The organism is Parapedobacter defluvii, assembly GCF_014642075.1.
GTDB classification, from domain to species: domain Bacteria; phylum Bacteroidota; class Bacteroidia; order Sphingobacteriales; family Sphingobacteriaceae; genus Parapedobacter; species Parapedobacter defluvii.
Genome location: NZ_BMIK01000002.1, coordinates 344901 through 356820, shown reverse-complemented (window position 1 = coordinate 356820; position 11920 = coordinate 344901). Strand labels below are relative to the sequence as shown.

The window sequence follows — 11920 nt, the reverse complement described above, 5'->3', positions numbered from 1 at the left end:
AAGCTATTAAAATTCCTGTTACTCCTTGTTCAACTTCTGTAAACGCTCCTTCGCTGAAGGGATGATATCGTCGTCCCCTTCGTAATTTTCTATCACACTTTCCAAGGTACTCTTGGCCTGGAAATCATCACCCTTGCCCGCGTAGGCATCGGCAAGTAAAATAAAACTTTTAGCTACCCAATAATCATGCGATGCCATGTTATTGATCACTTCAAATGCAGACTCAATGGCTTTATCATATTCTTTAGCCTCGTATTGCAATTGACCTACCCGGTAGCGTGCTTCGGCCGCTACGACGGTTTGGCTTTTCAGCGCCGCCAGGTTCAATTCCTTCATTGCCGGCTGTACATCTCCATTTCTTAACAGGGCACGCGCCGTGTAAAGATGTGCTTTCGCGATGTCTTCTTCAGACGACCGGTCATACTCTTTAATCAGCTTGGCATATTTCTGGACTTGCTCCATATCGCCGATTTCATAATAGCAGACCATCAAATTATTCACTGCATAGCCGTAATTGGCTTTATACTCCGATGTCAACTCCAGTTTCTTGAGGTGCACAATGGCCTCGTTGTACTGCTTCAAGCCTAAGTAAAGTTCCGCTGCCGTCAGCAGGGAGTTTTCCGTGTATGGGCTTGTCCAATCGTTGAGAATGATGTTAAGGTCATGTAATGCCTCCTTCGGGTGCCCGGTTTTATAAAGGCTTACCCCGCGGATGTAGCGTGCATGCTTCTCTTGGATGGGTTTAGGAAACTTATCAAAATACGCATTGATAGCTTCCACAGCAGCCTGGTATTCACCCCTGGCAAACAGCGTCTGGGCAGCCTGAAAAGCCAGGTTATCCTGCTCAGCAGTGCTGAGATCCCCAATGTTGGTACTCGTGGCGTAGTTGATATACCCCGATGCATCCCCACGGTCCAAATAGATGTTTTCAATGGAACGCAGTGCCTGTCTCGCTTCGTCGGTAGTTGCATGTTCTTCCACAACCCGCCGGAACGTAGCCATTGCTGCTTCCGTATCGTCTTTGTTATACTGTACGAGCCCAATGGTCATCAATGCCCGCGGCGCATAACTGCTGCGCGGATATTTTTCGATCATCTGTTGAAGCCCTTCAATAGCGGTATCGTAGTCCCCCGTGGTGAAATAGGTGTAAGGGATTTCAAATGCCACATCGTCTGCATAGTTCGAATTGGGGAACTGCTCAATGACCGACCGCAAGGTAGCGAGTTTCGCATCGTTATTCCCCTGCAACCCCTGGATGATTCCCCGCTGGAACAAGGCATAATCCTGGCTTGAAGCTTTACTGTTAATTAACCGGTCGTAATATTGCATAGCGCGGCCGTAGTTCCGCATCGAGAAATAGGAATCACCCAAACGGGCGATGGCATCGTTGCGGACGTTCGGCTCGATGGAATCCCCTCCCGTGGAGAGAAACCGTTCAAAATAATTAGCAGACGTATTGAAACTGTTATTACGGAACGCTGCATAAGCCAGCGCATAATTTGCATAGCTGTACACATCGGTATTCCGGGCGCCGGGCATGCGAAGGAATCGTGAAAAATTCTGCACCGCTTCACCATACTTGCGTACTTCATACATCGCCTCCGCTTTCCAATAGGTAGCCAATGCGGTAAGCCGCGGATCAATGGGGAATTTCTCCGAACGCATGAACAGTGAAATGGCGTTTTCAAAGGCCCGTTCGTTGTAAAACTCCAACCCACGGTAGTACGTTACTTTCTGATACGCTGCATCCGCCTCCGGCCCGCGGTCCTTCAGCTTTTCCAAAATATCGACTGCAGCGCGGTAATTGCTGGTACCCAACAGCGTCTCTGCATAGAGTGTTTGCGCCTCCTCCATCCGTTTGTTGTTCGGATAAGTATCCAGGTATTCTTTGGCCGCTTCCAACGCCACCTGATGGAATTCCAGCTCCGAAGACAGCTTTGCATAATTGAACAGCCCTTCCTCCTTCATTGCCGGGTCAAAATCCAGTTTGGAAGCTTTAAAGAATGCATTGCGCGCACTCTGCTTATCTCCGGTTTTCAGAAAAGCATCGCCCAACGCAATCATCGCACTCTGATAATAGGCATCGGGTTCTTCCAGTTTTTGAAGTTCCGCGATAGCCGTTTCATAATCTCCGTTTTTATAGGCTATGTAACCGATTTGATAACTATCCTGGTTGTTTTGGGTCTTACCCTGATCTGCGGCCTGGAACTTATCGTAGTATTCCTGCGCTTTCTTAAAATCGTTTTTTGCGAAATAGGTGGCCGCCACAATACGGAACATATCCGTTTCGTGTGCCTGCTTGGTATTTTCGAGAATCGGCAGGGCATACGCCAACACGTCGTCATACCGGTTATCCAGGTAATACAATGCGGTAATATAATACGGATAAGTGGCTTCGTACGTCTTCGATCCTTTCAGTTTTTCAAATTCGGTAAGCGCCGTCTTAAATTCCCGGTCCAGGTAGCAGAGGTAGGCATAATAATAGATCGATGCCTCCTGATATATTCCTCCCTCGTCTTTCAGCTGTTCAAAAAGGGGTTTTGCCGATGCGTAGTCATCGGTCATGAAGAAGGAATACCCCTGTTTGTAGCGGAATTCCCGGCTTTCCCGGCCGGCAAGGTTACGGCTGTCCAATTTATTGAACCATTCCAGCGCATGTTCATAATCTTTTTTTGCGAAATAGGAACGTCCCACCTGAAAATAGGCGGCTTTTGAGTTTGCACTGGCCGGATAATCTTTGATATAACGAAGAAATTGGTTTTCGGCATCAGACTCCTCCAGCTCCAGCGCACAGATAGCCTGGTAAAAACGTGCATTCTCTTTCAGCAGCGACAATTCTTCGTGCTCATCCTGCTGCAGGGTTGATTTGATCCGGATATCTTCTACTTTATCAAAATACTTGGCGGCAGCAGCGTACTTCCCCTTTTCGTACAGCTCCATTCCCGTTTTATAGGCCTGATTGACTTCCTGCCATGCGCTCTGCTGAGCCATGGCGGTTGAAACCATCAAACCAACTGTAATACCTAACTGATAAATCCGATTAAACATGCCGTCAAATTAATTCTGTTTTTACTCCTCTTTTCCACGCAAAGTTAAGGCCATAAAATACACCTTACCCAATTTAACCCGCTAATTTAGCGGGAAACCCAGAAGTTTTCCTCAAAAGTTGTCCACAAATGTTAATAACATCAGCAAGCAGTACGCGCTTACCCGCGTATCCCTGCTAACAGATACAGTACTGCCATCCGTATAGCCACGCCATTCTCAACCTGGTCAAGAATAATGGAATGTTGACTATCGGCTACATCACTGGTGATTTCCACCCCACGGTTTATGGGTCCGGGATGCATAATTATAATTTCTTTATCGAGCGAATCCAGCAATTGCTTATTCAACCCGTAAAGCATGGAATACTCCCTAAGAGATGGAAAGTAAGCGATATCCTGTCGTTCCAACTGAATTCGCAGCATATTTGCCACATCGCACCATTTCAGTGCCTTCATCAAGTCGTATTCCACCGTTACCCCCAACGAACCGATGTGTTTAGGGATCAATGTGGTAGGCCCACAAACCATCACCTCAGCACCTAGTTTACGGAGGCATAGGATATTGGACAGTGCCACGCGCGAATGCAGGATGTCTCCGATGATGGCAATTTTTTTTCCGGATACATCACCGTACCGCTCGCGGATAGAAAAAGCATCCAACAATGCCTGGGTGGGATGCTCGTGGGCACCATCCCCGGCATTCACAATCTGCGCATCTACATGTTTACTCAGAAAAACCCCTGCACCGGGGTACGGATGACGCATTACGATCATATCCACCTTCATGGCCAAAATATTGTTGACCGTGTCAATCAGTGTTTCACCTTTACTCACTGAAGAGGAAGACGCTGCAAAGTTGATGATATCGGCAGACAGCCGCTTCTCCGCGAGTTCAAAAGACAACCGTGTACGTGTCGAATTTTCAAAGAATACGTTGGCTATTGTGATATCCCGCAGAGAGGGAACTTTTTTTATCGGACGGTTGAGCACGTCTTTAAAATTATCAGCCGTGTCAAAAATAAGCTGGATATCATGCTCGTTGAGATCTTTGATTCCCAAAAGATGACGGGTGCTGATTTGCCTTGTCGATGCTGTCATTTGCTGATTAATGCACTAGTTTCCTCTGTCAACAGTGTAATCCGATCGTAGGTATCCACTTCTTTCCAGCTAACCGTAACCTTTTGTGAATCGATCGAATCGACCTGTATGCCGATATAGTCCGGTTCAATGGGCAGCTGCCGTGAAAAGCGACGATCCACCAATACCAGCAACTCAATCTTAGCCGGACGGCCAAACGCCTGTAATGCGTCCATAGCGGCCCGGATTGTTCTACCCGTCCACAGCACGTCGTCCATAAGGATGACTTTTCTCCCTTCTATGATAAAATCGATACGGGTGCTGCTCGGCACGAGCGGACCGCTGTCCTTCCTCCTGAAATCATCACGGAAAAAAGTAATATCCAATTCACCGTATGCAATCTCGGGTAATCCGGGGATCTGTTTCAGCTCCTCCATAATCCGTCTGCCCAAGTAAATGCCACGCGGTTGAATACCGATGATGACGGAATCAGAAAAGTCAACATGATTTTCGATCAGTTGGTGGCAGAGCCGCTGAATGGTAATCTGGAATTTTTGACCTTCCAATAAAATAGATCGTTTCATTCGAAAATATCTTGTCCGTAAAGGCCTCCTGCAGCCTGCATCTCATCGCCTTTTTTCAGGTGCTGACATCACAGGTTTTATTCGAATTTAGCTGCCTTTTATGGCTTCATGGAGCCCGCTTCCCACTTTTTGCAAAGCCCGAATACGGTCACAAACCTACTACAATTTTTTGATTTATGCGGATACCGGAATGATATTTTTCTGTCGCGTTAACCGCCCCAACAGCTTCACGTCTATCTTGAATGGTCTAGGTTCAAAAAACAGTTCACCACCGAAATGCGCGGCCTGTGGATTGTCGATAGCATTAACGTTCTCTCTTCCGTCTCAATTTCTCCACCTTTTTCTCGAAATTTTTACGCAATGCCTGATATTCAGGGGACCGATAAAGTTCCCACTCGTTCATATGTGACGGGAATATGGCAGCTAACCACCTGCCAAGATTGGCCTCCATCCGTCGTACGGAGGATCACCAACGGAGAACCGGCACTCATCACTAGTGCGGTGTCCGTTGAAAATACTTCGATGTCACGGAAGTCTTTTGTCTCGTGGCCCGCTACCTGTTGCCAGTCCCATGTCTTTCCCCCGTTGGTCGTACGCCCCACCCATCCATTGTTCCCGCTCACCCAGGCCACGGAATCATCCAGTACCGATAAGCCACGGATGCTGGTGGATCTACCTTCCTGAAGAACATGCAACATAAGATGCTGCGTTTGCGCATGCCCAACCCATAGGACAACCATCAGGAATGTCAGGAGGCCTTTTGCCGTCATCCTTCAAAAAAAAGTTTCCGGTACTTGTCAAGCACCGTCTGCAACTGCTCGTATTGGGCTGTTTGGCCATGGGCCCCGGCAGAACCGGAAAACTGCTGCAGGGCAAACAAACTGTTGCGGATACCCATCATCTCGGCTTGCGTCAGGGACTGGGTTTCGGCAATGGCTGCATAGTAAGCCATTTGTTCTTCCAAAAATTTGAGATTTCGTCCCACTAATGCATTCGCCTTTTCGGTTTCGCCCAGGGTATAGAGCTGATCGGCCAATACGGGGTAACGTGCGGCAATATCCGGCTGATATATTTTTGCCGGCAATACCTCGGTTGCCCGGTTGACGATATTTTTCGCCGCATCGATATTGCCTTCGGCAATCAGCATCTCGGCGGTATCCGAAAAAATCTTAATCGTTTCGCCAACCATCGCGCGGGATGTCGGATCCAGGTAGTTCGATCGGTTCATGTTTCCCCAGGCAAACCGATGCATGATAGCTTCGTATACGGCATCGGTATTGACGAGCCGTTCCCGCACCTCCGGATCATCTTGGGCGTTGACAGGCATCAGCCGTAACGCAAACCCTTCGGACACAAGATACGTATCGAGACCCAGCCGTTGGCTTTCCGGTACAGTGAAGGCAAAATAGATCGGGCGTTTCCATTGATTGTGCACCAGTATGTCCATCAGGGCCAGCTCTGCCCGTGTTACGCCATTTTGGGGATAGGTCCACTCCATCGTATCCACAATAGCTCCCTGCCACTTTTCAGGGACCACCTTATTCTCAGCTACCTGTTGCTTGTCCACCGTCAGTTTGAAGTGTTTGGTGGGCAGGAAATTCCGGCGGGAGCCATCTGCATATTCCAGTTGATCGGCCGGATTATCAGAAAGAAGGAGTGCCAGAATTTTCTCCAGATCGACCGAGTCCTGAATGCCATAATCGTGGTAATGCAGGTAATCGCGCGTACCTTTGGTGAATTGACGGTCTTCCATCGTAATGGGCAATGCTTGCGCATCGTTGATCGGCAATTTCATCTGCCGCACCGCCCAGTCCATCCCCAATAAACTCAGATTGACCACCCGGACGTCGGTCCGTACTCCTTCCACTTCTTGCAGGTACCAAAGGGGATACGTGTCGTTATCGATATAGGTAAAAAGTATCGCATTGGGTGCGCAGGATTCCAGGTAATTACGGGCCATGTCACGGGCCATATAGCGATCCGAACGGTCGTGATCATCCCAATTCTGAGTGCCCAGCAATGCCGGCACCATCACAAAGCCGAGGACGACCGCCAGGGGAACGGCGACGCGCGACTGAAGTCGCCTGCGTAATAATTCAGAAATCCCCACCACCCCCATACCGATCCAAATAGCAAAGGCATAAAACGAACCGGCATACGCATAGTCCCGCTCACGCGGCTGCAAGGGAGGTTGATTGAGGTACAAGACCACCGCCAGCCCGGTGAAGAAAAACAACAACCCGATAATGACGGTGTCTTTACCGCTCCGGCGCGCCTGCCACACAAGGCCGGCAAGGCCCAGAATTAGCGGAAGGAAATAATACGTGTTTCGCGACGGATCTTCCCGTGCCGCTTCCGGTAATGCGTTTTGCCCACCGAGCCGCCACTGGTCGACAGGTTCGATACCACTGAGCCAATTGCCTTCGGTGTGGCTGTCAAAACGAGCTTCCACATCGTTCTGCCTACCGGCAAAATTCCACATGAAATACCGCCAGTACATATGGTTCAGCTGGTATGAGGTCAGGAATTTCAGATTATCCGCAAATTCGGGGCGTTCATTTTCGCTTAGATTCAACCAAGCACGGTAGCCCAGCGCATGATTATCCCGGTTGCTGTATATACGTGGAAAAAGGGTTGTCCGGTCATATACCGGTTGATCGTCATTACCCGCTGGCTCATACCGGTCTCCACCTTTCCGATATTCGTTGCTTCCTTGTTTTACATCGGTCAACCGGGAATCGAAATAAGGCCCCTTCAGCAACGGCTCACTGCCAAACTGCCCCCGGTTGAGGTACCAGAGGAAGGAGAATGCATCATTGGGTTGACTGTTGTTCAGCGACGGGTTGGCCTCCGCACGGATCAGCACCATGGCAAACGATCCATATCCGAAGATGACAAAACCAAGACATAGCAGCACCAGGTTGAGCACCGGCTTTGCCCGGCGGATGGAGTATCTTATCCCGTAGATGATACCGCCCACAAGAGAAAAAATAAAAAACAACGCCCCGATTCCAAAACGCATTCCCAGCACATTCACAAAAAACAGATCGGTATAAGCCGCAAATTTGACAAGATACTGGACAATGCCCCACAAGATCACGGCAAGTATCACACACCCGATCAAAAGTGCCTTGGTAATGCCACCCGCCGTTGCCCGGGGTGTCCGGCGGAAGTATACCACCCCTGCCAACGCCGGTATGGTCAGCAAATTAAGCAGGTGTATACCGATGGAGAGCCCCATGATGTAAGCGATGAAAACCAGCCATCGGTTCCCTCCCGGCTCATCGGCCCGGGCCTCCCATTTCAGGATGGCCCAAAAAACCACGGCTGTACAAAGGGATGATAGCGCATACACTTCCGACTCAACAGCCGAAAACCAAAAGGTATCTGAAAACGCGTATGCCAGGGCACCTACCACCCCTGCACCCATAACCTGCAACATCCCCGGGAAAGTAAATGGCTCACCGTGTTTACATGCAATTTTGCGTACGAGCGCCGTAATGGTCCAAAATAAAAAGAGAACCGTTAATCCACTGGAGACTGCCGATCCGAAATTCATCCAATAGGCAATGCGCTGCGGGTCGCCGAATGCCAGGTTTGAAAATACATTTTGGAGCATAAGGAATAAAGGAGCGCCGGGCTGATGCACAATCTGCATGCGGTGTGCGGCTGCTATGAATTCGCCGGGATCCCACCAACCGGTGGTCGGTTCCATTGTCAATACATAGGTTACCGTGGCGACCAGCGCGCACAACCATCCAATAAGATTGTTGATTTTTGAGTAGTTCATCATTACCGGGTTAGTGAGCCATCCGTTATAATCGCTTAAAATTAAGCGATAAACCGGTTAGGCAAGCTCACCAAGCCCGGATTTAACATTTTTTAACAGAGATGCGGGATTTCCTGAACAGTTAATTGGCAGGCATCCCGCCGAAAAATTTTGTCTCGTATTGCCCAAAGATCTTTTCAATACGCGCCGCCAGCTCCTGTTGCCCATGTTCCTTCGCGGTTTCAGCAAACCGATTCAGCGTAAACATGCTATACTGGATATTCTGCATCTCCAGGTTAGGCTTCGTTTCTGCTATTGCCGCAAAATAACGTAGCTGCTCTTCCAGGTATTTCACGTTGCGTTCAGCCAGCGCGTTGGCCTTATCAGCCTCTCCCACGGCATAAAGATTTTCGGCGAGAAACGAATAACCGTATGCATCCATAATCCGGTAGATCCGGGTTGGCATGGATTCCAACGCATTGTTCAGCAGTTTCTTCGCTTTTTCCTTCTTTCCTTCAGCAATCAGCGCCTCTGCCGGCGCGGAATATATATTATTCAGGATCAGGCTCACCATCCGGTAGGATTCCGGATCAAGATAACGTGAATTCCGGATGTTACCCCAGGTATATTTGTTAAGTGCATGGTCATAAATAGCATCCGCATTCACAAGTCCCTGGGAAGTATTCTGCTTTTTATCTATTGGCATAAGCCGCAGCGCAAATCCTTCCGACACCAGGTATTTATCCAATCCCATAAAGTTATCACTGGGCACAGTCGTGGCAAAGTAAACCGGCCGCTCCCAATTGTTATTTACCAGGATATCCATGATGGCCAGCTCAGCCCTGGACACGTAGTTCCGGTTGTATGTCCATTGCATGACAGGGGTGATGCTATCCTGCCAGGCGGCGGGAACAACCTTATTTTTGATCACGTCTTCCTTATTGATGGTGAGTTGTAAATTTTTTGTCGGCAGAAAATTTTCAGGCTGTTCACTCTGTACCTGCCGCTTATCATTGGGATTGTCGGACAGCATCAATGCCACGATATTTTTCAACTCTACGGATCCTGGAATTTTAGCGTCCTGGTAATAGATAACGTCACGCACACCTTTCACATATTTTTCATCGGGAATGGTAATGGGCAATGGCTCCGCCTCATTAACCTTGTCTTTCATCTGCCGTACATACCAATCGGCACTGAGCAGACTCAGGTTTACAATCCGGATATCAGGCCGCACATTTTCGACCTCCTGTACGTACCACAGCGGATAGGTATCATTATCTCCGTAGGTAAATAAAATCGCATTCGGCGCGCAGGACTCCAGGTAATCCCGTGCAATATCCCGTGCGAGGGATTTTTCGGAACGGTCATGATCGTCCCATCCATCTTTGGCTAAAATGACGGGGCCAGCGAGCAATCCGATGACGGCCGCAATCCATCCGGCCGTCCGCGCATTGAGCTTCTTCCGCAGCCATTCGGTAATGCCGACTACACCGAGACCGATCCAGATAGCAAACGCGTAAAACGAACCTGCATAGGCATAATCCCGCTCACGTGGCTGCAACGGCGTCTGGTTGAGGTATAACACGATTGCCAAACCGGTCATAAAAAACAGCAATCCGACGACGCCCGCATCCCGTTGCCGGCGTTTGAAATGCCAAAACGCACCGATTAGCCCCAAGATAAGCGGCAGAAAATAAAATTTATTGTATGAAGGATCTGTCAATTGGGATTCCGGTAAGGCATCCTGCCCGCCAACATGCCATTGGTCGACGAACTTAATGCCACTGATCCAGTTGCCCGTGGTCAGATCGCCGTGGCCCTGCTGATCGTTCTGTCTGCCCACGAAGTTCCAGAGAAAATACCTTCCATACATATGCCCCACCTGGTAGCTGAAGAAAAAGCGAAGGTTATCGCCAAACGTAGGCTGTTCATTTTCCCCCAGGTTGAGGTAACTGCGATAATATTGCTGATGCGAGGCTTCCCGGTTGCTATAAATGCGCGGAAACACCGTTTCCCGATCGTATTCATAATCGAAATTGCGGCCTGCAACTTCATATTTTTCTGCTCCCTTACGGTAGATATTGCTGCCATATTTAATGTCAACCGGTCTGGAATCAAAATAAGGCCCCTTGAAAAGCGGATTGTCTCCATATTGTTCCCGGTTCAGATAACTGAGAAACGCAAACACATTGTCCGGGTCGCTGTTATTGAGCGTCGGGTCCGCCTTCGCACGGATCAGAATCATCGTAAAGGAGCTGTAACCGAATACAATGAATGCAAAAGACAGCAGGATGATATTGAGTAAAGGTTTCACCTTTTGGACCGAATACCAGATGCCGTAGGCTGTACCGCCAACCAGCAGTAACGTAAATACCAACACCCCTGAACCAAATCCCATACCCAGCGTATTTACGAAGAATAGGTCAAAGTATGCAGCAAATTTAATGAGATACTGGATAACCCCCCAGAGTACCACAGCTACGACTACAAAACCAATCAGCAGTGCTTTGACGGCACCTCCACTGGTAGCCTTCTGCGTACGCCGGAAATAAATAAGCAGCGCAATAGCCGGGATAGCCAACAGGTTCAATAAGTGTACACCGATGGACAGTCCCATAATATAGGCGATAAAAAGCAGCCACCTGTCAGCACCGGGTTCGTCTGCGTGCGCTTCCCATTTCAGTATTGCCCAGAATACGACGGCCGTACAAAGCGAAGACATCGCATATACTTCGGATTCGACTGCAGAAAACCAAAACGTATCTGAGAATGTATACGCCAAAGCTCCCACTGCACCGGCTCCGATAATCTGGATCAACGCTTCCTGTGTAAGCGCTGTACCCGGCTTCCACAGGACCTTTCTTGCCAGGGCCGTGATGCTCCAAAACAAGAATACAATAGTCAGACCGCTGGACAAAGCCGATCCGATATTCATCCAGAAGGCAATGAGTTCGGGATTACCGAACGCAAGGTTGGAGAACACATTCTGTAACATCAAAAATAGGGGTGCTCCCGGCTGGTGCACAATCTGCATTTTGAATGCGGATGCGATAAACTCGCCGCAATCCCAAAAACTCGTTGTCCGCTCAGCGGTTGATACATACACTGCAGTGGCTACCAATCCACACAACCAACCTATGCTATTATTGATTTTATTGTAATTCATATAGTGTCACACGTATGGTTTATCGTAAAATCACGCCCCGAAAATAAGGAATCCTATGATAACATCGACCCATCCAGTAAAAAATAAAATATTTTTGCAATAATTAGTATATCCCCCTATATTTGCAGTCCCATTCGGAAGGGTGGCAAAATGTAAGTTGAGATTGCCCGATAGTATAATGGTAGTACGACAGATTTTGGTTCTGTTTGTCTAGGTTCGAATCCTGGTCGGGCAACAAAAAATTACGGATTGTCTTTTGGCAATCCGTAGTTTT

The 11920-nt window shown here is 48.7% G+C and carries 6 protein-coding genes and 1 tRNA gene; 1 reads left to right on the top strand and 6 read right to left on the bottom strand.

Features of this window, described 5'->3' with window-relative positions; all coding sequences use genetic code 11:
* Window positions 1–18 precede the first annotated feature (18 nt).
* The 6 genes from IEX60_RS05315 to IEX60_RS05290 form a co-directional block, all read right to left on the bottom strand.
* Window positions 19–3048, bottom strand: coding sequence for a tetratricopeptide repeat protein (locus tag IEX60_RS05315; RefSeq protein WP_188748213.1), 3030 nt, complete (start codon window positions 3046–3048; stop codon window positions 19–21).
* A gap of 158 nt (window positions 3049–3206) precedes the next feature.
* A complete protein-coding gene (locus IEX60_RS05310; protein ID WP_188748211.1) occupies window positions 3207–4145 on the bottom strand; it encodes an aspartate carbamoyltransferase catalytic subunit in 939 nt (312 codons plus the stop codon).
* The gene (gene pyrR / locus IEX60_RS05305) at window positions 4142–4708 is read right to left on the bottom strand and encodes a bifunctional pyr operon transcriptional regulator/uracil phosphoribosyltransferase PyrR (RefSeq protein ID WP_188748209.1); all 567 of its coding nucleotides are present in this window, start codon (window positions 4706–4708) and stop codon (window positions 4142–4144) included. The genes IEX60_RS05310 and pyrR overlap by 4 nt, the downstream gene beginning before the upstream one ends.
* 371 nt (window positions 4709–5079) lie before the next feature.
* On the bottom strand, window positions 5080–5478 hold the full coding sequence (locus IEX60_RS05300; RefSeq protein WP_188748207.1) for a WD40/YVTN/BNR-like repeat-containing protein: 399 nt from the start codon (window positions 5476–5478) through the stop codon (window positions 5080–5082).
* Window positions 5475–8501, bottom strand: a complete 3027-nt coding sequence (locus tag IEX60_RS05295) for a glycosyltransferase family 117 protein (protein ID WP_229717431.1) — start codon at window positions 8499–8501, stop codon at window positions 5475–5477. The genes IEX60_RS05300 and IEX60_RS05295 overlap by 4 nt, the downstream gene beginning before the upstream one ends.
* A gap of 118 nt (window positions 8502–8619) precedes the next feature.
* Window positions 8620–11646 carry a glycosyltransferase family 117 protein gene (locus tag IEX60_RS05290; RefSeq protein ID WP_188748205.1) on the bottom strand — a complete coding sequence of 1009 codons (3027 nt, stop codon included), beginning with the start codon at window positions 11644–11646 and terminating at the stop codon, window positions 8620–8622.
* A 164-nt stretch (window positions 11647–11810) separates the two neighbouring features.
* Here IEX60_RS05290 and IEX60_RS05285 point away from each other — a divergent pair.
* Window positions 11811–11881, top strand: a tRNA-Gln gene (locus IEX60_RS05285).
* The last annotated feature ends 39 nt before the right edge of the window (window positions 11882–11920 follow it).